Genomic DNA, 26,205 nt, shown 5'->3' with positions numbered 1-26,205 from the left:
AGCTAAACGTGTTGCCGGCGCCGATCCCGCTTGGCACGAACGCCCCTCTCCCGCCCGCGGGAGAGGGGAACGGGGTGAGGGCAAACCGCCGCGATGCCAGTAGGGTGGGCCTTGGCCCACCGTGTTGATGCGTCACCAAACGGCGGGCCAAGGCCCGCCCTACGCGGCTTTCTTCTTGCCGTCAAACAACCCGAACAGCGCAATCCCGATGGCGCCGCCCACCACCGCGCAGTCCGCGATGTTGAACGCCGGCCAGTAGTAATCGCGCCAGTGCCACTGGATGAAGTCGATCACGTGGCCGTGGATCTGGCGATCGATGACATTACCCAGCGCGCCGCCGATGACCAGCGCGTACGGCAGCGCCTGGCGCCAGTCGCCGCGCGCGGTACGCGACAGCCAGAAGCCCAGCAGGCCGCTGATGCCCACCGCCAGCACCGTGAAGAACCACAACTGCCATCCGCCTGCATCGGCGAGAAAGCTGAAGGCCGCGCCGGTGTTGTAGGTGCGGTACCAGTTCCAGAAGCCATCGATCACGGGGATGGCGGTGTATTCCGGAAGCGACGCCAGCACCCAGGCCTTCGACCACTGGTCGAGGCCGATCACGATGACCGAGAGCAGCAGCCAGGCCAGGGCGTTGCGTTTGGGGCGTGTCGTCATGCGACGTTCTCCTGTAGGAGCGCCCCATGGGCGCGATGCCGTTCCCGGCACGTGCGAGCAGGAGCATCGCGCCCGTGGGGCGCTCCTACAGCGAGCCAGCCCAGCATGGTCAGAACCATCGACGGTCCTCACCAGCACCGTCGATATTCTCGACGCAGCGGCCGCACAGCTCGGGATGCGCGGCATGCTCGCCGACATCGGCACGATGGTGCCAGCAGCGCACGCACTTGCGCTTTGTGGTCGGCGTGGCCAGCACGAAGATCTCATCGGCGCTGACTTCGCTGACGGTGACGTCGCCGCTGATGAAGAAGAAACGCAGTTCCTCGGCCAGCGGCTGCCACTTGGCGGCGGTCAGGGCGTTCACCGACACGGTGATCTCCGCTTCCAGCGCGGCGCCGATCAGGCCATTGGCGCGCATCGGCTCCAGCACCTTGGCGACCTGCTCGCGCAGGGCCAGCAGCTGGTCGAAGTCGGCGGCGTTGAGCGCGGCGCCTTCCGGCAGCGGGGCCAGGCCGTCGTACCACGTGGCGAACAGCACGTTGCCCGTGCGCTCGCCCGGCAAGTAGCCCCACATCTCGTCGGCGGTGAAGCTGAGCACGGGCGCGATCCAGCGCACGAACGCCTCGGCGATATGGAACATCGCGCTCTGCGCGCTGCGACGGCCGCGCGAATCCTCGCGCATCGTGTACAGGCGATCCTTGGTGACGTCGAGGTACAGCGAACCCAGGTCGACGCTGCAGAAGTTCAGCAGCGCCTGCACGATCTCGGCGAAATCGTAGCGGTCGTAGGCGGCCTTGATCTTCTCCTGTACCTCGTAGGCGCGATGCACGATCCAGCGATCCAGCGCGACCATGTCGGCCGGCGCCAGCAGATCGCGCGACGGATCGAAGCCGTTGAGGTTGCTGAGCAGGAAACGCGCGGTGTTGCGCAGGCGACGGTAGGCGTCGGCGTTGCGCTTCAGGATTTCCTGCGACAGCGACATCTCGTTGCTGTAGTCGGCGCTGGCGATCCACAGGCGCAGGATGTCCGCGCCGAGGGTCTTCATGATGTCCTGCGGCTCGATGCCGTTGCCCAGCGACTTGGACATCTTGCGGCCGTGCTCGTCCACGGTGAAGCCGTGGGTGAGGCACTGCTTGTACGGTGCCGCCTTGTCGATCGCCACGCCGGTCAGCAGCGAGGACTGGAACCAGCCGCGGTGCTGGTCCGAACCCTCCAGGTACAGGTCGGCCGGCTTGCCGAAGCCACGCTCCAGCAGCACGCCTTCGTGGGTCACGCCGGAATCGAACCAGACATCGAGGATGTCGGTGATCTTGTCGTAGTCCTTCGCTTCGTCGCCCAGCAGTTCGGTCGCGTCCAGCGTGTACCAGACGTCGACGCCTCCCTGCTCCACCCTGTCGGCGACCGCACGCATCAGCTCGACGCTGCGCGGGTGCGGCTCGCCGGTTTCGCGGTGCACGAACAGCGCGATCGGCACGCCCCAGGTGCGCTGGCGCGAGATAGTCCAGTCAGGACGGCCATCTACCATGCCGGCGATGCGCGCTTCGCCCCACTGCGGGAACCAGCCGACGTGCTTGATCGCCTCGAGCGCATCGGCGCGCAGGTTGGCCTGCTCCATCGAGATGAACCACTGCGGCGTGGCGCGGAACGCGATGGGTGTCTTGTGGCGCCAGCAGTGCGGGTAGCTGTGCTCCAGCTTGCTGAAGGCGAGCAGCGCGCCGCTCTGCTTCAGCACCTCGATGATGGTGTCGTTCGCCTTCCAGATATGCAGGCCGGCGAATTCGACGCCATGCGCGGCCGGCGTGGACGGCAGATAGACGCCGCGGCCGTCGACCGGGTTGAGCTGCGCGGCGGTGTACTTGTCGAGCAGGCCGTACTGCTTGCTGACGACATAGTCTTCCTGGCCGTGGCCGGGCGCGGTGTGCACGGCACCGGTACCGTCCTCGGCCGACACGTGGTCGCCGAGCAGCACGGGGATGTCGCGGGTGTCGTAGAACGGATGCGCGAACAGCGCGCCTTCCAGCGCACTGCCCTTCACCCGGGCGTGCACGACCACGTCGGTGACGCCGTAGCGCTGCAGCGCGCGCGCGGCGAGCGCATCGGCCAGCACCAGCCAGCGGCGCTTGCCGTCATGCGCGGGACCTTCGACCAGGGCGTACTCGAGATCCGCACCGACCGAGATGGCCAGCGACGCCGGCAGCGTCCACGGCGTGGTGGTCCAGATCGGCAGCGCGACCTCGACATCGGTCGGCACGTCGACGCCGAACGTCTTCGCCAGCGCCTGCGCATCGCGCGCGACGTAGGCAACGTCGACCGCCGGCGAAACCTTGTCGGCGTATTCGATCTCCGCTTCGGCCAGTGCCGAGCCGCAGTCGAAGCACCAGTGCACCGGCTTCACGCCGCGCGTCAGGTGCCCGTTGGCGACGATCTTCGCCAGTGCGCGGATCTCGTTGGCTTCGAAGCGGAAGTCCAGCGTCTTGTACGGGTTGTCCCAGTCGCCGATCACGCCCAGGCGCTTGAAGTCCTTGCGCTGGATCTCGATCTGCGACTCGGCGTATTCGCGGCACTTCTGCCGGAACTCGACCGCGTCCAGCTTCACGCCGACCTTGCCGAACTTCTTCTCGATGGCGATCTCGATCGGCAGGCCATGGCAGTCCCAGCCCGGGACGTAAGGCGCATCGAAGCCGGCCAGGTAGCGCGACTTGACGATGATGTCCTTGAGGATCTTGTTGACCGCGTGGCCCAGGTGGATCGCGCCGTTGGCGTACGGCGGGCCGTCATGCAGCACGAACAGCGGGCGCCCCTTGGCGTTGTCGCGCAGCTGCGCGTACAGGCCCTGGCTTTCCCAGCGGGCCAGCGTGTCCGGCTCGCGCTTGGGCAGGTCGCCGCGCATCGGGAAATCCGTGGCGGGCAGATGGAGGGTCGCTTTGTAGTCCTGGCTCACGCCGTCGCTCGTCGTTGATGTTCGGAAAGGATCCCGCGCGCGTCGTCGGCGTCGCGGTGCATCTGCACGGTGAGGCTGGGCAGATCGGGGAATTTCAGTTCGTCGCGCAGCTTGGCGACGAATTCGACCTCGAGGTGGCGCCCGTAGAGGTCGCCGGCGAAGTCGAACAGGTGCGCTTCCAGCAGCGGCTCCACGCCGTCGACCGTCGGCCGCGTGCCGAAGCTGGACACCGACGGCCACGGACGGTCGCCGACGCCGTGCACCCAGGTGGCATAGATGCCGGACAACGCCGGCGTCTTCGGGAAGCGCAGGTTGGCGGTCGGGAAACCGAGCGTGCGGCCGAGCTGCTTGCCGCGCACGACGCGGCCACCGATGGCGTACGGACGGCCCAGCAGGCGTGCGGCGGTATCGAAGTCGCCGCCTTTCAGCGCTTCGCGGATGCGGGTGCTGGAGACGCGGTCGCCGTGCGCGTGCACAGGCTCGATCTCACCAGCGCTGAAACCGAGCTCACCTCCCATCGCCTGCAGCAGGGCGAGATCACCGCCGCGGCGGTGGCCGAAGCGGAATTCGGGGCCGATCCAGACTTCACGGGCATGCAACCGGCCCGCCAGCAGCGTGTGCGCGAAGTCCTCGGCGGACATCGCGGACAACTTCGCATCGAAGCGCAGCAGGCCGACGTGGTCGGCGCCCAGTGCCAGCAGACCTTCCACCTTCGTCCGCGCCAGCGTCAGCCGCGGCGGCGGATTGTCCTTCGCAAAGAACTCGCGCGGCAGCGGCTCGAACGTCACCACCACCGCCGGTACGCTCAGCGCACGGGCACGCGCGACGGCGTGCCGCACCAGCGCACGGTGGCCCAGGTGCAGGCCATCGAAGGCGCCGATGCAGACCACGCTACCGTGCGGGCACAGAGGCCCGCCATCGACGTCACGGAACAGCCTGCTCATGGATTCCTGTCAGGACGGATGCGCCAGGCGGCGGATCCGGGATGGTGCAAGACCCTGAAGTATAGCCGGCCCCGCCTTTCCTCAATGCCCACGCAGGTCACGCGGCCGGATGCCCTGCAGGTACAGCAGGCCGGCATAGAGCGCGCCACCGGCACCCACCATCACCGCCAGCCGCATGCCGCGCTCCCACCAGGTCCAGGCCGACCAGTCCGGCCACAGCAGCCGGAACGCCAGCACCACCAGCGTCATGGCCAGCGTGGCCACGCCGAGCTGGCGCAGGAAGCGGCCCCAGCCCGGCTGGCGCCGGTAGACCCCTGCCTTGCGCAGCAACCACGCCAGTTGCAGCGCGTTGACCCAGCCGGCCATGGCGATGGCCAGCGCCAGCAGCGCGTGCGCACCGGGGATGGCGGCGAGCGCCTGCGTCCAGCTTCCCCCCGCCGCCTGCAGCGCGGCCTGTCCGGTCGGCGTGGCGTACAGCAGGCCGGCGAACAGGCCGATCGTGCACAGGGCATTCGTCAGCACGGCGACCACGGCCGCCTTCACCGGTGTGCGGGTGTCCTGCCGCGAATAGAACGCCGGCGCCAGCACCTTCACCAGCAGGAAGGCCGGCACGGCGGTGGATTGCGCGATCAGGCTCCAGCTGCTCATCCGTGCGTCCTCGACGGTAAAGCTGCGGTACTGGAACAGGGTCGACATCAGCGGCTCGGCACATAGGATCAGGCCGGCACACGCCGGCAAGCCGATCATCAGGCAGAGCCGGAAGCCCCAGTCGAGCCCCTTCGAATAGCCGTCCGGATCGGTGGCAGCGTGCCGGCTGGACAGGTGCGGGAGGATCACCGTGCCGATGGCGACACCGAACATGCCCAGCGGGAACTCCAGCAGTCGGTCGCTGTAGTACAGCCAGGTGATGCTGCCGCCGATCAGGTACGAGGCCGCCATGGTGTTGAACAGCAGGTTGAACTGCACCACCGAGGACCCGAACAGCGTGGGCACCATCAGCGTCAGGATCTTGCGGACGCCGGCATGGGCGAAGTCGAGCCTGGGCCGCGGCAGCAGGCCCAGCTTCGCCAGCGCCGGCAACTGGAAGCACAGCTGCAGGATGCCGGCGGCGAACACGCCCCACGCCAGCGCCTTGACCGATCCGCCCATCAACGGGGCCAGTCCCAGCGCCGCGGCGATCATCGCCAGGTTCAACAGCACCGGCGAGAGCGCGGGGACGGCGAACCGCTGGTAGCTGTTGAGGATGCTGCCCACCAGCGAAGCCAGCGAGATGAACAGCGCATACGGAAAGGTGATGCGCAGCATCTCGATGAACAGTGCGTGCTTCTCGCTCCCGACCTCGAAACCGGGCGCGATGACCCGGGTCAACCAGGGGGCCGCCAGCAGGACCACCGCCGTGACGACCAGCAGCGCCGCCAGCAAGGTGCCGGTGACCCGGTCCACCAGGTCCTTGACGGCTTCCTGACCGTGTTTTTCCTTGTATTCGGCCAGCACCGGCACGAACGCCATCGAGAACGAGCCCTCGGCCGAGAGCCGCCGCATGAAGTTCGGGATACGGAACGCCGCGATGAACACGTCCATGGCCGGGTTGGCGCCAAAGACGATGGCGTAGACCTGGTCCCGGACCAGCCCGGAAACCCGGGACAGGAAGGTCATGGAGCTGAAGATGGCGGTGGAACGGAGCAGCCGGTTACCGCTCATCGACCCTCCCCTGCCCGGGGACGACCCAGGTTGACGCAACCCATTGAATGCCCCATAATTTCCGGCTCAATTTACCCGTCTTCCGTTCACCCCCTGAATTCTCTCAGGTATTCATCAGGAATCCCACTGTGGCCAATATCAAGTCCGCCAAGAAGCGCGCCAAGCAGACCGTCGTGCGCAATGCGCGCAATGCCGGTCAGCGTTCGATGCTGCGCACCGCCGTCAAGAAAGTCCTGAAGGCGCTCGACGCCAATGACGCCGCCGGCGCCCAGGCCGCGTTCGTGTCGGCCCAGCCGATCCTCGACCGCCTGAGCTCGCGCGGCCTGATCCACAAGAACAAGGCTGCCCGCCACAAGAGCCGCCTGAACGCCCGCATCAAGGCCCTGCAAGCGGCCTGATTCACGGCGGTACGCAACGCGAAGACACGGGAACCCGCCGAAAGGCGGGTTTCTTTTTGGCCGCTCCCCATTGACGCATGCTCCCCGCCCCGGTTCTGATGCGCACGCCTCGCCAACCGGAGAGGCTGGGGGAATCCAACAAGGGGAACACAATGAAACTGCTTCGTGCGACGGCGCTCGCCGTCCTGCTGGCCACCATGTCGATGCCGGCATTCGCCGGCAAGATGGCCAAATCCAATGAACCGCTGACCTTGGAGCCGGACAAGGCCGCCGTCGTCTTCCTGCGGCCCGGCAAGTTCGTCGGCGCCGCCGTGGCCGTGCCGCTGTATGACGTGACCGGCGACGACACCCGCTTCATTGGCATCCTCGATGCCGGCAGCAAGGTGGCCTACCAGGTGCCGGCCGGCGAGCACGTCTTCATGACCACGGTCTTCGGTGGCGACGGCGGCGTGCGCTTCTACAAGGCCAACGTGGAGGCCGGGAAGACCTACTACTTCCGCGCCCACATCATCGATGGCATCTGGGGACTTTCGCCGGTGCACCAGGAGGCGTTCGCGGGCAAGGAGTTCGCCGGATGGGACAAGGGCACCCAACTGACGATCAACAGTCCCAAGTCGCTGGAATGGGGACAGGCCAACCTCGAAAGCGCCACACAGCGCCACAAGAACCTGGAACCGCAGGTGATCGCGGATTCCGCCTCGCTGCGCGCGGAGGATGGCCGCTGAGGCCCACCGTCTTCCGGTAATGAAAAACCCGCCGATCGGCGGGTTTTTCTTGACTCAGCCCTCGCGGGCCGCCTCGTCGGCCTCTTCCTTCTGCCGGTCGAAGAAGGCCATGACGTCCTTCATGATCGGCCAAGTGCCTTCGCGGGAAATGGCGGAGACCTGGAACCAAGGCTGGGTCCAGCCGAGGCTGGCAATGATCTGCTCAGCACGCTCCTTGGCCTCGTCCTCGAACATCAGGTCGGCCTTGTTGAGCACCAGCCAGCGCGGCTTCTGCAGCAGTTCGGGATCGTGCTTCTCCAGTTCGCGCTCGATGGCGCGGACCTGCTCGACCGGATCGACATCTTCCACGCCGCCTTCCATCGGCGCCATGTCCACCAGATGCAGCAGGATGCGCGTCCGCTGCAGGTGCCGCAGGAACGTCGCACCGAGTCCGGCGCCATCGGCGGCGCCCTCGATCAGGCCCGGGATGTCGGCGATCACGAAGCTGCGGTGCGCCTCGACGCTGACCACGCCCAGATTGGGATACAGCGTGGTGAACGGGTAGTCCGCCACCTTCGGCGTCGCCGCCGACACGGCGCGGATGAAGGTGCTCTTGCCGGCATTCGGGAAACCGAGCAGGCCGACGTCGGCCAGCAGCTTCAGTTCCAGCTTCAGCAGGCGCTCTTCGCCCTCTTCGCCCGGCGTCGCCTTGCGCGGCGCACGGGTGATGGAGCTCTTGAAGTGCATATTGCCCAGGCCGCCCTTGCCGCCCTTGGCCACCAGCAGGCGGTCGCCGTGCTGCGTGAGGTCGCCGATCACTTCGTCGGTGCTGACGTTGGTCACCACGGTGCCGACCGGCACCGTGATGGTCAGGTCTTCGCCGGCCTTGCCGTACATCTGCCGACCCATGCCGTTCTCGCCACGCTGCGCGCGGAACTGGGTCTGGTGGCGGAAGTCGACCAGCGTGTTGAGGTTCTCGTCGGCCTGCAGCCAGACGCTGCCGCCGTTGCCGCCGTCACCGCCATCCGGCCCGCCCAGCGGAATGAACTTCTCGCGGCGGAACCCCACGCAACCGTTGCCGCCGTTGCCGGCGCCGACCAGGATTTCTGCTTCGTCTACGAGTTTCATGGGGGCGTGATTCGCGATGGGTGATTCGTGATGGGGAAACGCCCCGACGACGGGATGGCCACGTCGATGGGCGTTAATTCGGTGCCGGCAGGCTAGGAGCGGAACACGCTGGCGAATCACTCTTCACGAATCACCAATCCCGGCTTCATCAAACGAAAAGCCCCGCACGCGGCGGGGCCCTTCGCTCGACGTGTGGAAAGCCTCAGGCTTCCGCGACCACGCTCACGGTGCGACGCTTCTTGGCGCCCTTGACCGAGAACTCGACCTTGCCGTCGACCAGCGCGAACAGCGTGTGGTCGCGACCCAGGCCGACGCCCGGGCCCGGATGGAACTGGGTGCCGCGCTGGCGGATGATGATGTTGCCCGCATCGATCGCCTGACCACCAAAGACCTTGACGCCCAGCATCTTCGGATTGGAGTCGCGGCCGTTGCGCGAGGAACCTACGCCTTTTTTGTGTGCCATGACTGCTTCTCCTTACTTGGTGATGCCGGTGATTTCGATTTCGGTGTAGTGCTGCCGGTGACCCTGGCGCTTCATGTGGTGCTTGCGGCGGCGGAACTTGATGATGCGCACCTTGTCGGCGCGGCCATGGCCGACGACCTTCGCGGTGACGCTGGCGCCCTTCAGGGCGTCGCCCAGGCTGATGGCTTCGCCATCGCCCAGCATCAGGATGTTGTCGAAGGTGATCTCGTTGCCGGCTTCGGCCTCGAGCTTCTCGACGCGGAGCGTCTCGCCCTTCATCACGCGGTACTGCTTACCGCCCGTGACTACGACTGCGTACATGTGGATTCCTTGGTTTCTGTAGTTATTTTCTGGAGCCTGTCTGCCATCGAGGGCGGACAGAAGCGGAATTTTAGTGGATTCATGGAGTTACGGTCAACCCGCCTCTGGCCCGGCCTCATCCCGTCCGCGTCGGTGCAAACGCCTTTGCGGACATTTCCTGTCCGCATGGCCAGGCAGACTGGCGTGGTTGGCGGCCGCAACTCCTCCACCCGCGCCGTCCAGCCCTTGTAAATCAATGTGTTACCAATCGCCCCGCAGTGAGAAACGCCCCGCTCCGGGGCTGACTGCCGCCCCACCTGCCCCCTCATCCTCACTGGCAAAAGCGGTATTTGCCCCCACCTAGGCAGACCGCTACGCTTCCTTGTTCGCTTTCCGGATCCCCCACCCGATGGCCATGGACTACATCCGCATCCGCGGAGCCCGTACCCACAATCTCAAGAACATCGATCTCGACCTGCCGCGCGACAAACTGATCGTGATCACCGGCCTGTCCGGCTCCGGCAAGTCGTCGCTGGCGTTCGACACCATCTACGCCGAAGGCCAGCGCCGCTACGTGGAATCGCTGTCGGCGTACGCACGGCAGTTCCTGTCGGTGATGGAAAAGCCCGATGTCGACCACATCGAGGGCCTGTCGCCGGCGATCTCGATCGAACAGAAATCGACCAGCCACAACCCGCGCTCGACCGTCGGCACCATCACCGAAATCTACGACTACCTGCGCCTGCTGTACGCCCGCGTCGGCCTGCCGCGCTGCCCGGACCACGGTTACCCGCTGGAAGCGCAGACGGTCAGCCAGATGGTCGACCAGGTGCTGGCGCTCGATGGCGAGCAGCGCTACATGCTGCTGGCGCCGGTGATCCGCGAGCGCAAGGGCGAGCATGCGCAGGTGTTCGACCAGTTGCGTGCGCAGGGCTTCGTGCGCGTGCGCGTGGACGGCGAGCTGTACGAGATCGATGCGGTTCCCGCGCTCGCGCTGCGCCAGAAGCACACCATCGAGGCGGTGATCGACCGCTTCCGTCCGCGCGAGGACCTCAAGCAGCGTCTCGCCGAAAGTTTCGAGACCGCGCTGAAGCTGGGCGATGGCATGGCCCAGGTGATGTCGCTGGACCAGCCGGAATCGGCCCCGCTGCTGTTCTCGTCGAAGTATTCCTGCCCGGTCTGCGACTACTCGTTGCCGGAGCTGGAACCGCGCCTGTTCTCGTTCAACTCGCCGGTCGGCGCCTGCCCGACCTGCGACGGCCTGGGCGTGGCACAGTTCTTCGACCCGGCGCGCGTGGTCGTGCATCCGGAGCTGTCGCTGGCCGCCGGTGCCGTGCGCGGCTGGGACCGCCGCAACGCGTACTACTTCCAGCTGATCGCCTCACTCGCCAAGCACTACCAGTTCGACACTGATGCGCCTTGGCAGTCGTTGCCCGAGAAGGTGCAACAGGCGGTGCTGTACGGCAGCGGCGAAGAGGTCATCACCTTCACCTACCTCACCGAGTCCGGCGGCCGCACGCAGCGCAAGCACCGTTTCGAAGGCATCGTGCCGAACCTGGAGCGCCGCTACCGCGAAACCGAATCGCCGGCGGTGCGCGAGGAACTGGCGAAGTACATCAGCGACCGTCCCTGTCCGGACTGCCAGGGCGCACGTCTCAACAAATCCGCGCGCAATGTGTTCGTCGCCGACCGTCCGCTGCCGTCGCTGGTGGTGCTGCCGGTCGACGAAGCGCTGGCGTTCTTCCGCGGCCTGGACCTGCCCGGCTGGCGTGGCGAGATCGCCGCGAAGATCGTCAAGGAAATTGCCGAGCGCCTCGGCTTCCTGGTCGACGTCGGCTTGGATTACCTGACCCTGGAACGCAAGGCCGACACGCTGTCCGGCGGCGAAGCGCAGCGCATCCGCCTGGCTTCGCAGATCGGCGCAGGCCTGGTCGGCGTGATGTACGTGCTCGACGAGCCCAGCATCGGCCTGCACCAGCGCGACAACGAGCGTCTGCTCGGCACGCTGACGCGCCTGCGCGATCTGGGCAACACGGTGATCGTGGTCGAGCACGATGAAGACGCGATCCGCCTAGCGGACTACGTGCTCGACATCGGTCCGGGCGCCGGCGTGCACGGCGGCGAGATCGTCGGCCAGGGCACGCTGCAGGACCTGCTGGAGGCGCCACGTTCGCTGACCGGCCAGTACCTGTCCGGCAAGCGCCAGATCGAGGTGCCGAAGGCGCGCCACAAGGCCAACCCGAAGATGACGCTGCACCTGCGCGGCGCCACCGGCAACAACCTGAAGGACGTGGATCTCGACATTCCGTCCGGGCTGTTCACCTGCATCACCGGCGTCTCGGGCTCGGGCAAGTCGACGCTGATCAACGACACGCTGTATTCGTTGGCCGCCAACGAGATCAACGGCGCCTCGCACAAGCCGGCGCCGTACCGCGAAGTGACCGGCCTGGACCTGTTCGACAAGGTCGTCGACATCGACCAGTCGCCGATCGGCCGTACGCCGCGTTCCAATCCCGCGACCTACACCGGCCTGTTCACGCCCCTGCGCGAACTGTATGCGCAGGTGCCGGAGGCGCGCGCGCGCGGCTATTCGCCGGGCCGCTTCAGCTTCAACGTGCGTGGCGGTCGCTGCGAGGCCTGCCAGGGCGACGGCATGATCAAGGTGGAAATGCACTTCCTGCCGGACGTCTACGTGCCCTGCGATGTCTGCCACGGCAAGCGCTACAACCGCGAGACGCTGGAGATCCTCTACAAGGGCTACAACATCAACGACGTGCTGGAGATGACGGTCGAGGATGCGCTGACCCTGTTCGAGCCGGTGCCGTCGATCTCGCGCAAGCTGGAAACGCTGATGGACGTCGGCCTGAGCTACATCAAGCTGGGCCAGAGCGCGACCACGCTGTCCGGCGGCGAAGCGCAGCGCGTGAAGCTGTCGAAGGAACTGTCGCGCCGCGACACCGGCCGCACGCTGTACATCCTCGATGAGCCGACGACCGGCCTGCATTTCCACGACATCGAGCATCTGCTCGCTGTGCTGCACAAGCTGCGCGACGAGGGCAACACCATCGTGGTGATCGAACACAACCTGGACGTCATCAAGACGGCCGACTGGGTGGTGGACCTTGGCCCGGAGGGTGGCCATCGCGGCGGACAGATCCTCGCCACCGGCACGCCGGAAGACATCGCGGCGCATCCGGACTCGCACACCGGCCGCTTCCTCGCCAAGCTGCTGCCCGCCGCCAAGGCGCCGAAGCCGACCAAGCCGGCAGCGGTCGCCAAACCCGACGTGCTGCCGCCCCGCAAATCCGCCACGAAGGCAGCGAAGACAACCAGGACCACGACGAAGAAGGCCGCACGATGAGCGACACCCACGACACCGGCCGCAAGCTGCTGGCGAAGATCCCGATCAGCGTGCGCTGGCGCGACATGGACAGCATGGGCCACGTCAACAACGCCAAGTACATCTCGTACCTGGAAGAGGCGCGCGTGCGCTGGATGCTCACCGTGCCGGAGGTGTCGATGACGGACCGCATCGCGCCAGTCGTGGCGGCGAACAACATCAACTACAAGCGGCCGCTGACCTGGCCGAACGATGTGGTGGTGGAGCTCTATGTCGACCGGCTGGGCACCAGCAGCGTCACCATCGGCCACCGCATCGTGTCGGCCAAGGACGACAGCGTGCTGTATTCGGACGGCAATGTCGTCGTGGTCTGGATGGACACGCAGACGGGCCACAGTGCGGCGTTGCCGGCGGCGATCCGCGCGGTGTCGGAGTAACCGCCGAGAGCGTTGTGGAGTGACGCAAGTCGCGAGCTTTTCCCGAGACTGAAGAAGAACTCGCGACTTGCGTCGCTCCCACAACAGCCCGGATCAGGGCGCGCCCTTCCGCACCTCGAACACCACCGGCAACGAGCGGCCATCGGCCAGCTTCAGCGTGATCACCGGCTTCTCGCCTTCGGCCAGCGGCTGGTACGGGCCATGCAGCATCAGGTGCAGCCCCCCCGGCTTCAGCTCGACAGCCTTGCCGGGCGCGACGGGCAACGCAGCCACTTCGCGCATGCGACTGACGCCGCCCTCTTCGCGCGTCTCGTGCAGCGACACATCCTCGAAGGCAAGGCTTTCTGCGCCGACAATGCTGATCGGCGTCTTGCACGGATTCTCGATGCGTACGAAGCCGGCCATCATCGGCATCGCGACCGGCGGCAGGCGCACCCAGGCCGCCTTGGCGACCGGCAGGCATTCGGCCGCATGGACCGTGCCCACGCACGACATCAACAGGGCCGCGAGGCCGATCATTCCGGTGCGATGGTTCATGCGCCTATGATACCGGCCTGACCTCAGGGAGCGGATGAATGACGGGCCTTATCGAAACCGCCGACCACGGCGACATCCGCGAGATCCGCCTGGCGCGTGCGCCGGTCAACGCGCTCAACACCGAGCTGTGCCGCGCGCTGATAGACGCCCTCAACGCCGCGCTGGACCATGGCACGCGCGGCATCGTGCTGGCAGGCAATCCGAAGATCTTCTCCGCCGGCATGGACGTCCCCTACCTGCTGTCGCTCGGCGACAACCGCCACGCTCTGCTCGATGCGTGGCAGGCCTTCTTCGGTGCGGCACGCACGCTGGCCGAATCGCGCGTGCCTGTCGTGGCCGCACTCACCGGCCACGCGCCCGCAGGCGGCTGCGTGCTGGCGCTGTGCTGCGACTACCGGGTGATGGCGCGCAGCGCGGATCCGGCCCGCCCGTTCGCGCTCGGCCTCAACGAAACCCAGGTGGGCCTGGTGGTGCCGGAAGGCATCCAGCGCCTGATGCGCCGCGTGGTCGGCCCTTATCGCGCCGAACGCCTGCTGGTTGCCGGCGAGATGGTACCGGCCGAGCGCGCTCTGGAAATCGGGCTGGTCGATGAACTCGTCGACCAGAATGAGGTCACCGCACGCTCCGTGGCATGGCTGCAGCAGCTGCTGCGCCTGCCGCACCATCCGATGCTGCAGACGCGCACGCTCGCCCGTCGTGACCTGGTCGACGCACTGGATCCGGCGCTGATCCAGTTGGAACGTTTCGTCGATGCCTGGCATGCGCCCGACACGCAGACCGCGCTGCGGGCGCTGGTGGACAAGCTGAAGAAGTAGGCAACGCTTCGTCAGTCGCCGCGCGCAACCGGGTGCGACGGATCACTGATCCAGCCGCTCCAGGAACCGGGATAAATGCGTGCGCCCTGCAGGCCCGCATGTTCGAAGGCGAGCAGCAGATGGCACGCGGTCACGCCGGAGCCGCACATCAGCACGGTGTTCGCGGGGGACCGATTCCGCAGCAGCGTCGACAACTCCGCGCGCAGTTCGTCGGCCGGCTTGAAGCGGCCGTCACGCAGGTTCTGGGCGAAAGGACGATTGAGCGCGCCGGGAACATGCCCGGCGACCGGATCGATGGGCTCGACGTCGCCGCGGAAGCGCTCGGCGGCACGCGCATCGATCAGCCAGCCGCTGTCCGCATCCAGCCGCGCCAGGATGTCCGACGCCTCGACGAATTGGCCCGTATCGAAACGCGACGGATACGCCGCAGCAGGCGCCAGCGCTGGAAGCTCGGCGGTCTCCTGGCCGCCCGCGGCACGCCACGCGGCCAATCCGCCATCGAGCACCGCCACGCGGGCATGCCCCATCAGCTTCAACAACCACCACAGGCGTGCGGCCGCCATGCTGCCGTCGCCGGCGTCGTAGACCACCACCTGGTGCGACGGCCCGATCCCCCACTCGCCCAGCTTGCGCGCGAACACATCGCTGTCTGGCAGCGGATGCCGGCCTTCGCCGACCTTCGACAGATCGGACAGGTCGAGATTGAGGTCGGCGTAGACGGCGCCTGGCAGGTGCGATGCGGCATAAGCTTCGCGACCGGCATCCGGCGCGGCATTGAGCATCACGAAACGCGCGTCGACCAGCCGCAATCCGGGATCGCCGAGGGCAGCGGACAGTGCGGCGGTATCTACGAGGGTCGTCCAGTTCATGCCAATTGCTCCAGCCGTTGCCGCAGGTTGAACAGGATGGCCGCCGTCGCGCCCCAGATGCGCTGGCCCGGCCATGCATACTCGAGCACCACGCGGCGGCGCCCGCGATAGTCGACCTCGACGCGGCGCAGGTTGTCGGGCGACAGCAGATAGTCGAGCGGTACCTCAAACACGTCGGCCACTTCGTTCGGCTCGGGCACCGGCACGAAGGCGGGATCGACCAGCGCGACCACCGGCACCACGCGGAATCCGCTGATGGTGGTGAAAGGGTCCAGGAAACCGAGCGGCGTGACCTGCGACGCCGGCAAGGCGATCTCCTCGTGGCTTTCGCGCAGCGCCGCCGCGACCGCATCGGCATCGGAAGGCTCGATGCGGCCACCGGGGAAACTTACCTGCCCCCCGTGGTGGCGCAGGCCATCGGTACGACGCGTCAGCAACACCTGCGTGCCGTCCTTGCGCGGAACGAGACCCGCCAGCACCGCCGCCTCGGCCAGCGGACCGGGCGGCAACAGGTCGATGAGGTCGTCGTGGTTCCAACCTGCGGAACTCGGCGCACGGCCCAGCGGATGCAGGGCGCGACGCAGGTCGCCGCCTTCGCGCAGCCGCTGCTCGAGCATGGAGGGCGCACGCGCGTGCTCGCGTGCAGGCAGCACATGCTCCATCAGACGCAGGCGTTCGTCATCGTTCATCTGCGACCAGCGTGCGATCTCGGAAGTGGTGCGGAGGCAGCCTTCGCACAGTCCATTGGAGTCCAGTGTGCAGACGCCGATGCATGGACTCAACAGGGCGCGGAATGCGGTATTCATGGCTTCGGGCACCTGCGGAGGGTAGCGCGGAAACGCCGCCCTGCGCTGGAAAGCACTGCGCCGGCACTAGGCCGGCGCAGGGGGAACGTTGTTGAATGTCGCTGGATTCCTGCTTTCGCAGGGTAACGCAAGAGCCGAGTCACTGGATCCCCGCCTGCGCGGGGATGACGCAATGACAAAGGCGTCCGCGCGGTGCGCGGACGCGTCATTGCGTCACTTGACGCTGACCAGCTTGATCTCGAACACGACGGCCACGTTCGGCGGGAAGCCGGTGCGCGGATCGGCGCCATAGGCCTTGTCCGGCGGGAGCGCCACTTCCCACTTGGCACCGGCCGGCATCTGCAGCAGCGCCTCACGCATAGCCGGCATCTCGACGGCGCTGATCTTCAGGTCCTTCATCGGCTGCGGCGGGCGGGCTTCCGCCGGACGCTGGCCGAACGGATACGGACCGGATACCAGCAACTCGACCGTGCTGGCCTGGGTCGGCTTCGCACCGGTACCGTTCTCCATCACCTTGTAGGGCACGCCGCTGGCCAGCGTCTTCACGCCCGCCTGGCCCTTGTACTGGGCGATGAACTGATCGCTCTTGGTCTTGTTCTCGCCGGCGACCTTGTCGTACTCGGCCTTGGCCTGCTGGGCGCGGGACTGCTCGCGCTTCTGGAAGGCTTCCAGTGCCGGCTTCAGCTGGTCGGCCGTCAGGGCCGGCTGCTTCTTGGCATAGGCGTCCTGCAGGCCCTTCACCACGGAATTGATGTCCAGCTGCTCGCCACGCGCGGTCAGTTCGGCAAGGTTGTTGCCGTAGTCGTAACCGAAGTAGTAGCTCAGCTTGCCTTTCTCGGACGAGACGTCCTGGGCCAGGGCGCTACCGGCCATGGCGAATGCCGCAACAGCGACCGCAATCGAACGCAACTTCATCAACACACTCTCCGAAGATAGGGCGACGGCGGCATACCGTCTGGAATGGACGCGCTAGGATAGCCGCCGGGGCGCTTAACCGCCACTGACGACAGGCGGGTCTGACCAGACCTTGCCGGCAGAGTTCCGATTTCACCCAGAATTTACAAAAATCCCCGGAAAACCCATGTCCGAACACCTTGTCCTTGTCGCCGACGACGCCGGCATCCGCCGCATCACCGTCAACCGCCCCGACAAGCTGAATGCCCTCAACGCCGCCACGCTGGATGCCCTGCAGATGGCTTTCGACGAGGCGGCGGCCGATGCCGCCGTGCGGGTCGTGGTGCTCACAGGCGCCGGCCCCAAGGCCTTCGTCGCCGGCGCCGACATCGCCGAGATGGCGGACCTGCGCCCGACCGAGGGCCGGGATTTCTCGCTGCGCGGCCAGAAGCTGATGCGCACCATCGAGACGCTGCCCAAGCCGGTGATCGCGATGGTCAACGGGTTCGCACTGGGCGGCGGGCTCGAACTGGCGATGGGCTGCCACCTGCGCATCGCCGCGGACAGCGCCAAGGTCGGCCAGCCGGAAATCAACCTGGGCCTGATCCCGGGGTTCGGCGGCAGCCAGCGCCTGCTGCGGCTGGCCGGGCGGTCCGCCACGCTGGAGCTGTGCCTGCTCGGCGCACCGGTCACGGCAGAGCGCGCGCTCCAGCTGGGCATCGTCACCCGCGTGGTGCCCGCGGCGGATCTGGAAGCCGAGACGCTGAAGATCGCCGCCCAGCTGGCCGCCTCGGCGCCGCTGGCGCTGCGCGCGACGCTCGACGTGGTCAACATCGGCGGCGAATGCGGCATCGAGGAAGGCCTGCAATACGAAAGCGCGCAATTCGGCCTGATGTTCGCGACCGACGACATGCGCGAAGGCACGCGCGCCTTCGTCGAGCGCCGCAAGCCAGCGTTCGCGGGCCGCTGAGCCGCGACAGCACACGTGTCCACTCCCTGCTCCGCTTGCGACCAGGCACGCGCGTTCCACGCGCAGCTCGTGGCTGGCGACGTCGATGCTGCGATCGAGGCGGGACTGATGGCGTTCCAGCCCTGCGGTTGCGTGGACGACAGCATCATCGTGGTCATGCAGACCCAGCAGCGCCTGCGCACGGCGTGGGACGCGCGCGAACGCTACCGGCAGCGCGAGGCCCGGCTGGCGCGCCGCGCGGCGGAGCGGGAAGCGCGCCGACTGAAGGTCACCGACGTTGCGGAAAGCGCACAGCCCGCACGCCCTGCCCTGCCGACCGCCGCCGCCGCGATCCTCGCGCGCGCCAAGGCCAAGGCGGCCGAGAGGATGGAACGATGACGACAGCACCCCGGCGCAGCGCCACGCTCACGCGCGCCGAGGTCGTCGAGCTGTTCTCGCGCCTGCGAGAGCTCAACCTCAAGCCGACCACCGAACTGGAGTACCGCACGCCGTTCGAACTGCTGGTCGCGGTGACGCTGTCGGCGCAGGCGACCGACGTGGGCGTCAACAAGGCGACGCGGCGGCTGTTTCCGGTCGCCAACACCCCCGCCGCCATCCTCGCGCTGGGCGAGGACGGGCTGAAGAAGTACATCTCGACCATCGGCCTGTTCAATGCCAAGGCGAAGAACGTCATCGCCACCTGCCGGATCCTGATCGACGAACACGGCGGCGAAGTGCCGCGTTCGCGCGACGCGCTCGAAGCCCTGCCCGGCGTGGGCCGCAAGACCGCGAACGTGGTGCTGAACACCGCCTTCGGCGAGCCCACGATCGCCGTCGACACGCATATCTTCCGCGTCGCCAACCGCACCGGCCTGGCGCCGGGCAAGGATGTGCGCGCGGTGGAGGATCGGCTGTTGAAGGTGGTGCCGGCGGAGTTCATGCAGGACGCGCATCACTGGCTGATCCTGCACGGGCGTTACGTCTGCAAGGCCCGCAAGCCCGACTGTCCGCAGTGCGTGATCCGCGACATCTGCCGCTTCAAGGAAAAGACCGTCGCCTGAGAGTCGGCGGCGGCCTCTCGACTCTGCCTACTGCGCGTCGCGCTCCACGAACGGCTTGCGCGGCAGCCGTTCCTCGCGCATCGCGGCGTGCCAGGCGAACGAGGCGATGATCGCCGCGGCCTGCTTCAGGTCTTCCGGCACCACGTGGTCGTAGGTGTCCAGGTGGGTGTGGTGGACATGGGTGAAGTAGTCCGCCGGATCCTGCACGAACTGGAATCCCGGCAAGCCGACGCGATCGAACGAGATGTGGTCGGTACTGCCGGTATTGCGCGTGGTGACGATGCTCGCGCCGAGGTCGTTGAACGGCTCCAGCCACGCCTTGAAGATCGGCACCGCCGCATGGTTTTCCTGCGCGTAGATGCCGCGGATGCGGCCGGTGCCATTGTCGAAGTTGAAGTAGGTGGAGAACCGCTCGTAACCGCGCTGGCGCTGCAGCGGCCCGGTACCGCGCTGGTACGCGCGCGGCAGTGCCTTCTGTTCCGGATCGGTCGGTTCCGGATAGTCGGCCAGGTGCTTCGCGACGTAGCCTGCCGAGCCATGCAGGCCCTGCTCTTCGCCACCCCACAGTGCGAGGCGGATCGTGCGCCGCGGCTTGGCGCCGATCGTCTTGAGGATGCGCATGGCTTCCATCATGACGACCACACCCGCACCGTTGTCGCTGGCGCCGGTGCCGGTATGCCACGAGTCCAGGTGTGCGCCGATGATGACCACTTCATCCGCTTTCCCGCTGCCGGGAATCTCGGCGAACGTGTTGGTCGCCGGCAGGTCCTGTTCGCTGGTGAACGCGGAATCCACGTCGATGCGCAGCCGCACCGGCTGCTTGCCCTGCACGGCGCGCACCAGCGGGTTGTAGTGTTCGGCAGGCAGGACCAGCTCGGTCACGCCAACCGGTTCACCGGCCTTGCGCGCGCCGCCGCCGGTCGCGCGGATGATGCCGTTGTCCCATGAACTGATCGACAGCGTGGCCAGCACGCCTTCCTCGGCAAGGAAGGTATTCAGCGCCTTGCTCAGGGCGATGCGCTTGCGGTACTCGTCCAGGCGCTTCTGCTGCGCGTCGGGCGCGGTGTCTTCCGGCATGGGGAAGGTCTGCAGTTCGCCCAGTTCGGCCTCGCTGTAGCGACGGAAATCGGTCTTCTCCGAAGGCTTGTAGGCACGTGCTTCATCCACCAGCACGATGCGTCCGCGCAGCTTGCCGCGCTGCTTCTCGATGTCCTCCAGCGTCTTGAACGAGGCCAGCACCACCTCGCCCTCGACCGGACCATCGGTACCGCGCGTCCAGGCCTTGGGCAGCGCGTGTACCGGCAACTGGCGCGGCGACAGCATTTCCACGCGCGATGCGCGGAACGCCCACCCCCGGCCGAACGCCGCGTCGTAGACCTCGTCGTGGACGTTCGAGAGCCCCCAGCCGGACAGCTTGCCGCGCGCCCAGGCGCTGGCCTGCGTGTAATTGGGCGAATTGGTCAGCCGCGGCCCGATGGTCTCGGTCAGCTCCTTCAGGTTGGCGGCGGCCTGCGAGCGGTGGAGCGCCTCGCTGCGGATCTTCGCCACCATGTCCAGGTCGACCGGCTCAGCGGCCTGCGCCACGCCTGCCATCGATATCCCCGCCCACAACGCCATGCCGGCCACACGCGCCAATCGCTTCACCACGCCCCCTGGTTCTTGAAAGATCCCCATCCCCGGACATCGGCCTACCCCGACATCGTGCCCCAGTGTCTCCACGCAGCGCGCGACGGACCCCTGCCAATGGTCATGGTCGGGAGTGGACCTCTGGACCTGGCAACGCTCAGGCGATCCGGTTTGGTCTGGCATCGTGACGGCAGCCGGACCGCCTCCGGGGAAGTGCATGACGACCTCCGTGCTGTCCGGAATGTGATCCGACGTCCGTTCAATCCGGGGAAAGCAGAAGCAACACGGGGGCCATCGGGGCGTCCCCCCACCTTCCGACCCTCCCTTTGGGTGCGCCGCCCGTGGCGTGCCCGGAAAACACACGACACCATGCCATCGCCGCGACCGCATCCACGCCAGCATTCGCAACGGATGGTCCGACTGTCGCCGCCCGTTGGCGACATCTGACCATGTGCGGCATCGCAGGCTTCGCTGGCGCAGTGCAGGGCGTTCCCGAGGACCGGGCGACGTTGCAGCACATGATCGGCACGCTGCACCATCGCGGACCGGATGGCAGCAGCACGCACGTGGAGCCTGGCGTGGGACTGGCGCATGCGCGTCTGGCGATCATCGACCTGGCCACCGGCCAGCAGCCGCTGCACGACGGCACCGAAACCGTCTGGACGGTCTTCAACGGCGAGATCTTCAACTACGTCGAGTTGCGCGAGGAACTGGAAGCGCAGGGCTATCGCTTCCGCACGCGCTCCGACACCGAAGTCATCGTCCACCTCTACCACCGCGACGGCGACCGCTTCGTCGAACGGCTCAACGGTCAGTTCGCGATCGCGGTGTGGGACACGCTGCGGCGCCGGCTGCTGCTGGCGCGCGACCGCGCCGGCATCCGCCCGCTCTATCACGCGACCGCGCGGGGCCGCGTGTGGTTCGCATCCGAGATCAAGGCGCTGCTGGCGGCGCTGCCGGAACGCGCGACCTTCAATCCCGACGGCCTCGCGCAGGCGTTCACCTTCTGGGGCCCCTGCGATCCGGACACGCTGTTCTCCGGCATCGACAGCCTGCCGCCCGGCCATCTGCTGGCGGTGGAATCGGACGGCACGCGCACGCTCACGCAGTACTGGGACTGGAGCTTCCCCCGCGCGGGCGACGCACCGACCTTCACCTCCTTCGACGATGCCGTGCACGAGCTGCGCGACCTGCTGGATGACGCGGTCCGCCTGCAGCTGCGCGCCGATGTGCCGGTGGGTGCCTATCTGAGCGGCGGACTGGACTCGTCCGGTATCGTCGCGCTGGTGAAGCGCAGCGGCATCGCGGCGGTGCGCACGTTCTCGGTGACGTTCGAGGACGCCGAGTTCGACGAACGCGAACAGCAGCAGACGATGGTGCGCCACCTCGGCACCGAGCACACCACCCTGCACTGCACGCGCCGCGACATCGCCGACGCGTTCCCCACGCTGATCCATCACACCGAGGCGCCCGTGCTGCGCACCGCGCCGGTGCCGTTGATGCTGCTGTCGGGCCTGGTCCGCCGTTCGGGCTACAAGGTGGTGCTGACCGGGGAAGGCGCCGACGAGGTGTTCGGCGGCTACGACCTGTTCAAGGAAGCGAAGGTGCGCCGCTTCTGGGCGCGCAACCCGGAGTCGCAGTGGCGCCACCTGCTGCTGGGACGCCTGTACGGCTACCTGAAGCACTCGCCGGTGGGCACACCGGGATTCGCCCGCTCGTTCTTCGGCCAGGGCATGGAGCACCTGCCGCGCCCGGTATTCGCGCATGCGCCGCGCTGGACGACCTCGCGCCGCGCGCTTGCGTTCCTGTCGCCGGAACTGCAATCGCGCGTCGCCGGCTTCGACCCGTTCTCGTTCTACGAACAGCGGTTGCCCGCCACGATCGACAGCTGGTCGCCCCTGGCACGCGACCAGTATGTGGAAGCGAAGTCGCTGATGGCCGCCTACCTGCTGTCATCGCAGGGCGACCGCGTGGCGATGGCCAACTCCATCGAGGGCCGCTTCCCGTTCCTCGATCACCGGCTGATCGAATTCGCCAACCGGCTGCCACCGCAATGGAAGCTGCGCGGCCTGACCGAGAAGCACATCCTGCGCAAGGCGCTGGCGCCGCTGCTGCCGCCGGAGATCGCCCGCCGCACCAAGCAGCCTTACCGTGCGCCGGACGCCAGCAGCTTTTTCACCGACGGCCGCCCGGCCGACTACGTCGACGAATTGCTGTCGCCCGAGCGCATCCGCGATGCCGGTTGCTTCGATGCCGGCAAGGTCCGGCTGCTGTTCGAGAAGTGCCGCAACGGTCGCGCGGTGGGCTTCGCCGACAACCAGGCCTTCGTCGGCATCCTCTCGACCATGCTGCTGCACGACGGCTTCATCCGCCGGCGCGCGCCGCTGACCACCCCATTGCCTGCCACCGGGACGGAATGACCATGACCGAAACCGCCATCCGCGAAAAGATCCGCGGCCACATCCTCAACAACCTGATGTTCACCAACGACCAGGCCAGGCTCTCCGACGATGCGTCGTTGCTGGACATGGGTGTCATCGATTCGACCGGTGTGCTCGAGCTGGTGCTGGTGATCGAGGAGAACTTCGCCATGAAGGTGAACGACGCGGCCATGGTGCCCGAGAACTTCGACTCGGTAGACCGGATCGTGTCGTTCGTCATGCGCTCGAAGGCGGCATGACCGCGGCAGCCGAACAGCGACTGCGCACGCTGCAGGCACACTGGCGGGCAGCGCACGACAAGCCGGAGGAAACGCCGGAGAACACGCTGCGCGCATTGTGGTCCGCCGCGACGGGCTCGCCGCTCTCGGCCGTTGCCGCCGCCGGCGCCACGCTCTCTGACCTGGACGAGGCTGCCGAACGGCGCCTGGACGACCTGATCGGGAAGCGCCTCGCCGGCACGCCGCTGGCGCACCTGACCGGCCGGCAGCATTTCCTCGGCCTGGAGCTGCTGGCGGGCCCGGAGGCGCTGATTCCGCGCCGCGAAACCGAACTGCTGGGACAGGCGGTGATCGGGCTTGCGCGGAGCCGCGACGCAGACGGCCCACCCGGCATCGCGGTGGATGTCTGCACCGGGTCCGGCAACCTGGCGTTGGCGCTGGCGCACCATGTCGACGGCCTGCGCGTGTTCGGTGCCGACCTCAGCGAGGACGCGGTGGCGCTGGCGCGCCGCAACGCGACGTTGCTCGGCCTGGCCGACCGCGTCGAGTTCCACGCCGGCGACCTGCTCGCCCCATTCGACGACGCGACCTTCCACGGCGCCGTTGACCTGCTGCTCTGCAATCCGCCGTACATCAGCAGCAGCAAGGTCGGCGCGATGCCGGAAGAGATTTCGGCGTACGAGCCCCGGCTGGCGTTCGACGGCGGTCCACTGGGCGTGTCGTTGCTCGCCCGGCTGATGCAGGACGCCGTCCGGTTCGTGAAGCCCGGCGGCTGGCTCGCGTTCGAGGTCGGGCTTGGCCAGGGGCCGGCGATGGCGCGCCGCCTGCGCAACGACGGCGCCTGGGACGACGTACGCGAACTGATCGATGGAGACGGAGCCGTGCGCGCGCTGCTGGCGCGCCGCGCGGACCGCATGACGGGAGACAACGGATGAGCGGATTCGGCTGGGAAGCACTGGACATCGATTACGAACAGGAAGCCGAACGCATCTGCGCGCGCCTGCGCGAAACCGTGGCGCAATCGCTGCGCCGACGGGGCCTGGTGGTCGCCATTTCCGGCGGCATCGACAGCTCGGCGTGTGCTGCGCTGGCCGTGCGCGCACTCGGCAAGGAGCGCGTGCACTGCCTGATCCTGCCCGAGCGCGACTCCGATCCGGACAGCGCGGCGCGCGCCACCCTGCTGGCCGACACCCTGGGCGTCAGCGTGGACATCTTCGACATCGCACCGGCGCTGGACGCGATCGGCGCCTATGCCGCGCGCGACGCCGCCGTGCGCACCGTACTGCCGGAGTATCGCGACGACTGGAAGATGAAGCTGGCCATCGCCGGCGGCAGCGAGGGTGCGATCAACCGCTTCCGCCTGATCGCGCAGTCGCCCGACGGCGCGATGCACGAGCGCGAACTGCGCCTGCACGAGTACCTGACCATCGTCGCCGCGACCAGCTACAAGCAACGGCTGCGCAAGACCATCGAGTATTTCCATGCCGACCGCCTGCACTACGCCGTGCTGGGCACGCCCAACCGGCTGGAGTACGACCAGGGCTTCTTCGTCAAGAACGGCGACGGCTCGGCCGACATCAAGCCGATCGCGCACCTCTACAAATCGCAGGTCTATGGCATGGCACGCCATCTCGGCCTGCCGGAGCGGCTGTGCAGCGCCCAGCCGACCACCGACACCTACAGCCTGGAGCAGGGCCAGGACGAGTTCTACTTCGCGCTGCCGTACCGCGCGATGGACCTGGCGCTGTGGGCGCTGGAACACGACGTGCCTGCCGCGGACCTCGCGCGCGTGCTGGAGATGACGGTGGAACAGGCCGAGGCCGTCTACGCCGACATCGTGAGGAAGCGTCGCAGCACGGCACCGCTGCACCTGCGCCCCGTGCTGCTGGGCAACGTCTCTGTCAGCGACGGGGCGGGCGCGCACGCCGCATGAGTGCGCAGGTCGCCGACAGCAATCCCTATGCGGTCGCGCGCGCCGACGTCGTGCGCGACCGCGATGCCGTCGTCGACATCTGGCGGTCGAGCCTGCATGACGACCAGGCTCGTTCGCTGAAACTGGACTGGTTCTACCGCCGCGCGCCGCACGACGCGTTGCTGCAGGTACTCGTGCATCAGCCCAGCCACGCCATCGTCGGCACTGCCGGCGTGGGCTGGCGTCGGATGCGGCTGGACGGCCGCGAGCTGCGGAGCGGACTGCTGGCCGACATGGCGGTCATGCCCGGCCATCGCATGCTCGGCCCGGCCTTGCTGCTGCAGCGCACGGCCAGCGACACCGCGCTGCAGGACGGCGACCTGGTCTACGGGTTCCCCAACCCTCATGCCGTGCCGGTGGTGAAACGGCTTGGCTACGTGCACGTCGGCGACATGACCACCTACGTGCGCATCGTCCGGCACGGTCCCTATCTGGCGCGACGGATGCCCGCGGCGCTCGCAGCGCCTCTGGGCGCCTGCATCGATCGCCTGGCGTGGCTGCGCGATCGGCTCCACCGGATGGCCGGCCGCCGGCTGCATGCGGCATGGCGCACCACGCCACATGAAACCGTGCACGCGCAGGCGTGGTCCGAGCCCGGCACGCTCGAAGGCGTACACGATCGCGATACGCTGGAATGGCGGTTCGCGCGCTGCCCGCTGGAAAGCTTCCGTTTCCTTTACGTGCAGCGCGACCGCGCGCCGCAGCCATGCGCCTGGTTCGTGTGCCGGCAGCAGGGCGACACGCTGCACGTGGTGGACTTCAAGACCGATCCGGCAGGCAGTGCATCGCGCAGCCTGACCGTGCTCGCAGACGCGGCACACGCGCTGGGCTGCCGCTCGATCTCGCTGGAAGGCTGTCTTGCCGACAGCGAGAAGGCGCTGTTGCGCCGGCACGGCTTCTTCGTCCGCCAGGGACGACCGGTGTATGCGCGCTGGAAGCAGGACGACGCCGCACCGCGCGCGGCATTCCGGCTGACCCCGTTCGACGAGGACGAATAGTCCCCA

The 26,205-nt window shown here is 67.5% G+C and carries 25 protein-coding genes; 13 read left to right on the top strand and 12 right to left on the bottom strand.

From position 1 onward, the window contains the following. Positions 1-159 precede the first annotated feature (159 nt). The 4 genes from lspA to murJ form a co-directional block, all read right to left on the bottom strand. Positions 160-657, bottom strand: a complete 498-nt coding sequence (gene lspA, locus ACGHX3_RS06015; RefSeq protein WP_394696739.1) for a signal peptidase II — start codon at positions 655-657, stop codon at positions 160-162. 109 nt (positions 658-766) lie between these two features. Beyond that, complete coding sequence (gene ileS / locus ACGHX3_RS06010; RefSeq protein ID WP_394696738.1) at positions 767-3,598, bottom strand: isoleucine--tRNA ligase; 2,832 nt, start codon at positions 3,596-3,598, stop codon at positions 767-769. Continuing rightward, positions 3,595-4,542 carry a bifunctional riboflavin kinase/FAD synthetase gene (locus ACGHX3_RS06005; RefSeq protein WP_394696737.1) on the bottom strand — a complete coding sequence of 316 codons (948 nt, stop codon included), beginning with the start codon at positions 4,540-4,542 and terminating at the stop codon, positions 3,595-3,597. Before ACGHX3_RS06005 ends, ileS begins: the two co-directional genes overlap by 4 nt. 81 nt (positions 4,543-4,623) lie before the next feature. After that, the gene (gene murJ / locus ACGHX3_RS06000) at positions 4,624-6,243 is read right to left on the bottom strand and encodes a murein biosynthesis integral membrane protein MurJ (RefSeq protein ID WP_394696736.1); all 1,620 of its coding nucleotides are present in this window, start codon (positions 6,241-6,243) and stop codon (positions 4,624-4,626) included. A gap of 128 nt (positions 6,244-6,371) precedes the next feature. Between murJ and rpsT the strand changes: the two genes are divergently transcribed. Together rpsT and ACGHX3_RS05990 are read left to right on the top strand one after the other, a co-directional pair. Next, positions 6,372-6,641 carry a 30S ribosomal protein S20 gene (rpsT, locus tag ACGHX3_RS05995; protein WP_062355047.1) on the top strand — a complete coding sequence of 90 codons (270 nt, stop codon included), beginning with the start codon at positions 6,372-6,374 and terminating at the stop codon, positions 6,639-6,641. Between the two features lie 152 nt (positions 6,642-6,793). Next, on the top strand, positions 6,794-7,366 hold the full coding sequence (locus ACGHX3_RS05990; RefSeq protein ID WP_394696735.1) for a hypothetical protein: 573 nt from the start codon (positions 6,794-6,796) through the stop codon (positions 7,364-7,366). Positions 7,367-7,420: 54 nt separating this feature from the next. Here ACGHX3_RS05990 and cgtA read toward each other — a convergent pair whose 3' ends face one another. From cgtA to rplU, 3 genes are all read right to left on the bottom strand, one after another. Next, positions 7,421-8,473, bottom strand: a complete 1,053-nt coding sequence (cgtA, locus tag ACGHX3_RS05985) for an Obg family GTPase CgtA (protein WP_162339209.1) — start codon at positions 8,471-8,473, stop codon at positions 7,421-7,423. 202 nt (positions 8,474-8,675) lie between these two features. Next, on the bottom strand, positions 8,676-8,936 hold the full coding sequence (gene rpmA / locus ACGHX3_RS05980; protein ID WP_062355042.1) for a 50S ribosomal protein L27: 261 nt from the start codon (positions 8,934-8,936) through the stop codon (positions 8,676-8,678). Positions 8,937-8,948: 12 nt separating this feature from the next. Further along, positions 8,949-9,257, bottom strand: a complete 309-nt coding sequence (gene rplU / locus ACGHX3_RS05975; RefSeq protein WP_379608900.1) for a 50S ribosomal protein L21 — start codon at positions 9,255-9,257, stop codon at positions 8,949-8,951. Positions 9,258-9,645: 388 nt separating this feature from the next. On the opposite strand from rplU, the gene uvrA reads away from it, so the two are divergent. Both uvrA and ACGHX3_RS05965 read left to right on the top strand, forming a co-directional pair. Further along, positions 9,646-12,597, top strand: coding sequence for an excinuclease ABC subunit UvrA (gene uvrA, locus ACGHX3_RS05970; protein ID WP_394696734.1), 2,952 nt, complete (start codon positions 9,646-9,648; stop codon positions 12,595-12,597). Further along, the gene (locus tag ACGHX3_RS05965; RefSeq protein WP_338015143.1) at positions 12,594-13,013 is read left to right on the top strand and encodes a thioesterase family protein; all 420 of its coding nucleotides are present in this window, start codon (positions 12,594-12,596) and stop codon (positions 13,011-13,013) included. Before uvrA ends, ACGHX3_RS05965 begins: the two co-directional genes overlap by 4 nt. A 93-nt stretch (positions 13,014-13,106) precedes the next feature. Here the strand turns inward: ACGHX3_RS05965 and ACGHX3_RS05960 are convergent, their stop codons facing one another. Further along, positions 13,107-13,550, bottom strand: a complete 444-nt coding sequence (locus tag ACGHX3_RS05960) for a copper chaperone PCu(A)C (RefSeq protein WP_394696733.1) — start codon at positions 13,548-13,550, stop codon at positions 13,107-13,109. A gap of 38 nt (positions 13,551-13,588) precedes the next feature. Between ACGHX3_RS05960 and ACGHX3_RS05955 the strand changes: the two genes are divergently transcribed. After that, on the top strand, positions 13,589-14,365 hold the full coding sequence (locus tag ACGHX3_RS05955) for an enoyl-CoA hydratase/isomerase family protein (RefSeq protein ID WP_394696732.1): 777 nt from the start codon (positions 13,589-13,591) through the stop codon (positions 14,363-14,365). Positions 14,366-14,376: 11 nt separating this feature from the next. On the opposite strand, the gene ACGHX3_RS05950 is transcribed toward ACGHX3_RS05955, so the two are convergent. The 3 genes from ACGHX3_RS05950 to ACGHX3_RS05940 all read right to left on the bottom strand — a co-directional run bounded on the left by ACGHX3_RS05950 (position 14,377) and on the right by ACGHX3_RS05940 (position 16,955). Further along, positions 14,377-15,234, bottom strand: coding sequence for a sulfurtransferase (locus tag ACGHX3_RS05950; RefSeq protein ID WP_394696731.1), 858 nt, complete (start codon positions 15,232-15,234; stop codon positions 14,377-14,379). Beyond that, positions 15,231-16,040 (bottom strand): CoA pyrophosphatase, encoded by an 810-nt coding sequence (locus ACGHX3_RS05945; protein WP_394696730.1) that lies wholly within the window; start codon positions 16,038-16,040, stop codon positions 15,231-15,233. Before ACGHX3_RS05945 ends, ACGHX3_RS05950 begins: the two co-directional genes overlap by 4 nt. A gap of 213 nt (positions 16,041-16,253) precedes the next feature. Then, positions 16,254-16,955: an FKBP-type peptidyl-prolyl cis-trans isomerase N-terminal domain-containing protein gene (locus tag ACGHX3_RS05940; RefSeq protein ID WP_213605251.1), complete on the bottom strand. Its 702-nt coding sequence runs from the start codon at positions 16,953-16,955 to the stop codon at positions 16,254-16,256. A 166-nt stretch (positions 16,956-17,121) separates the two neighbouring features. Here ACGHX3_RS05940 and ACGHX3_RS05935 point away from each other — a divergent pair, with 166 nt between their 5' ends. From ACGHX3_RS05935 to nth, 3 genes are read left to right on the top strand one after another with little or no spacing between them, the layout of a single operon-like run. Beyond that, positions 17,122-17,904, top strand: coding sequence for an enoyl-CoA hydratase/isomerase family protein (locus ACGHX3_RS05935; RefSeq protein WP_394696729.1), 783 nt, complete (start codon positions 17,122-17,124; stop codon positions 17,902-17,904). A 15-nt stretch (positions 17,905-17,919) separates the two neighbouring features. Further along, entirely contained in the window at positions 17,920-18,282 is a 363-nt protein-coding gene (locus tag ACGHX3_RS05930) for a hypothetical protein (protein WP_162339200.1), read from the top strand. Next, positions 18,279-18,944, top strand: a complete 666-nt coding sequence (gene nth, locus ACGHX3_RS05925) for an endonuclease III (protein WP_394696728.1) — start codon at positions 18,279-18,281, stop codon at positions 18,942-18,944. The genes ACGHX3_RS05930 and nth overlap by 4 nt, the downstream gene beginning before the upstream one ends. Positions 18,945-18,971: 27 nt before the next feature. Here the strand turns inward: nth and ACGHX3_RS05920 are convergent, their stop codons facing one another. Then, complete coding sequence (locus ACGHX3_RS05920; protein ID WP_394697249.1) at positions 18,972-20,561, bottom strand: M28 family metallopeptidase; 1,590 nt, start codon at positions 20,559-20,561, stop codon at positions 18,972-18,974. 458 nt (positions 20,562-21,019) lie between these two features. Here ACGHX3_RS05920 and asnB point away from each other — a divergent pair, with 458 nt between their 5' ends. From asnB to ACGHX3_RS05895, 5 genes are read left to right on the top strand one after another with little or no spacing between them, the layout of a single operon-like run. Beyond that, positions 21,020-22,990 carry an asparagine synthase (glutamine-hydrolyzing) gene (gene asnB / locus ACGHX3_RS05915; RefSeq protein ID WP_394696727.1) on the top strand — a complete coding sequence of 657 codons (1,971 nt, stop codon included), beginning with the start codon at positions 21,020-21,022 and terminating at the stop codon, positions 22,988-22,990. 2 nt (positions 22,991-22,992) lie between these two features. Further along, a complete protein-coding gene (locus tag ACGHX3_RS05910) occupies positions 22,993-23,250 on the top strand; it encodes an acyl carrier protein (RefSeq protein ID WP_162339197.1) in 258 nt (85 codons plus the stop codon). Continuing rightward, positions 23,247-24,164, top strand: coding sequence for a N5-glutamine methyltransferase family protein (locus ACGHX3_RS05905; protein WP_394696726.1), 918 nt, complete (start codon positions 23,247-23,249; stop codon positions 24,162-24,164). Before ACGHX3_RS05910 ends, ACGHX3_RS05905 begins: the two co-directional genes overlap by 4 nt. Continuing rightward, positions 24,161-25,162: an NAD(+) synthase gene (gene nadE / locus ACGHX3_RS05900; protein ID WP_394696725.1), complete on the top strand. Its 1,002-nt coding sequence runs from the start codon at positions 24,161-24,163 to the stop codon at positions 25,160-25,162. Before ACGHX3_RS05905 ends, nadE begins: the two co-directional genes overlap by 4 nt. Continuing rightward, a complete protein-coding gene (locus ACGHX3_RS05895; protein ID WP_394696724.1) occupies positions 25,159-26,199 on the top strand; it encodes a hypothetical protein in 1,041 nt (346 codons plus the stop codon). The genes nadE and ACGHX3_RS05895 overlap by 4 nt, the downstream gene beginning before the upstream one ends. The last annotated feature ends 6 nt before the right edge of the window (positions 26,200-26,205 follow it).

The organism is Pseudoxanthomonas japonensis (genome assembly GCF_043632995.1).
Classification (GTDB): Bacteria; Pseudomonadota; Gammaproteobacteria; order Xanthomonadales; family Xanthomonadaceae; genus Pseudoxanthomonas_A; species Pseudoxanthomonas_A japonensis.
Note: the sequence above shows the minus strand (reverse complement) of the source record. Positions and strands in the feature narration are given on the sequence as shown.

Bases quoted from the DNA above. Each gene is read 5' to 3' on its own strand.
- uvrA (WP_394696734.1), top strand. From the start codon at position 9,646: ATGGCCATGGACTACATCCGCATCCGCGGAGCCCGTACCCACAATCTC.
- ACGHX3_RS05905 (WP_394696726.1), top strand. From the start codon at position 23,247: ATGACCGCGGCAGCCGAACAGCGACTGCGCACGCTGCAGGCACACTGG.
- ACGHX3_RS05940 (WP_213605251.1), bottom strand. From the start codon at position 16,955: ATGAAGTTGCGTTCGATTGCGGTCGCTGTTGCGGCATTCGCCATGGCC.
- ACGHX3_RS06005 (WP_394696737.1), bottom strand. From the start codon at position 4,542: ATGAGCAGGCTGTTCCGTGACGTCGATGGCGGGCCTCTGTGCCCGCAC.
- ACGHX3_RS05935 (WP_394696729.1), top strand. From the start codon at position 17,122: ATGTCCGAACACCTTGTCCTTGTCGCCGACGACGCCGGCATCCGCCGC.
- ACGHX3_RS05895 (WP_394696724.1), top strand. From the start codon at position 25,159: ATGAGTGCGCAGGTCGCCGACAGCAATCCCTATGCGGTCGCGCGCGCC.
- ACGHX3_RS05990 (WP_394696735.1), top strand. From the start codon at position 6,794: ATGAAACTGCTTCGTGCGACGGCGCTCGCCGTCCTGCTGGCCACCATG.
- rpmA (WP_062355042.1), bottom strand. From the start codon at position 8,936: ATGGCACACAAAAAAGGCGTAGGTTCCTCGCGCAACGGCCGCGACTCC.
- ACGHX3_RS05920 (WP_394697249.1), bottom strand. From the start codon at position 20,561: ATGGCGTTGTGGGCGGGGATATCGATGGCAGGCGTGGCGCAGGCCGCT.
- rplU (WP_379608900.1), bottom strand. From the start codon at position 9,257: ATGTACGCAGTCGTAGTCACGGGCGGTAAGCAGTACCGCGTGATGAAG.
- nth (WP_394696728.1), top strand. From the start codon at position 18,279: ATGACGACAGCACCCCGGCGCAGCGCCACGCTCACGCGCGCCGAGGTC.
- ACGHX3_RS05910 (WP_162339197.1), top strand. From the start codon at position 22,993: ATGACCGAAACCGCCATCCGCGAAAAGATCCGCGGCCACATCCTCAAC.
- cgtA (WP_162339209.1), bottom strand. From the start codon at position 8,473: ATGAAACTCGTAGACGAAGCAGAAATCCTGGTCGGCGCCGGCAACGGC.
- murJ (WP_394696736.1), bottom strand. From the start codon at position 6,243: ATGAGCGGTAACCGGCTGCTCCGTTCCACCGCCATCTTCAGCTCCATG.
- ACGHX3_RS05965 (WP_338015143.1), top strand. From the start codon at position 12,594: ATGAGCGACACCCACGACACCGGCCGCAAGCTGCTGGCGAAGATCCCG.
- nadE (WP_394696725.1), top strand. From the start codon at position 24,161: ATGAGCGGATTCGGCTGGGAAGCACTGGACATCGATTACGAACAGGAA.
- ACGHX3_RS05950 (WP_394696731.1), bottom strand. From the start codon at position 15,234: ATGAACTGGACGACCCTCGTAGATACCGCCGCACTGTCCGCTGCCCTC.
- ACGHX3_RS05960 (WP_394696733.1), bottom strand. From the start codon at position 13,550: ATGAACCATCGCACCGGAATGATCGGCCTCGCGGCCCTGTTGATGTCG.
- ACGHX3_RS05945 (WP_394696730.1), bottom strand. From the start codon at position 16,040: ATGAATACCGCATTCCGCGCCCTGTTGAGTCCATGCATCGGCGTCTGC.
- ACGHX3_RS05955 (WP_394696732.1), top strand. From the start codon at position 13,589: ATGACGGGCCTTATCGAAACCGCCGACCACGGCGACATCCGCGAGATC.
- lspA (WP_394696739.1), bottom strand. From the start codon at position 657: ATGACGACACGCCCCAAACGCAACGCCCTGGCCTGGCTGCTGCTCTCG.
- asnB (WP_394696727.1), top strand. From the start codon at position 21,020: ATGTGCGGCATCGCAGGCTTCGCTGGCGCAGTGCAGGGCGTTCCCGAG.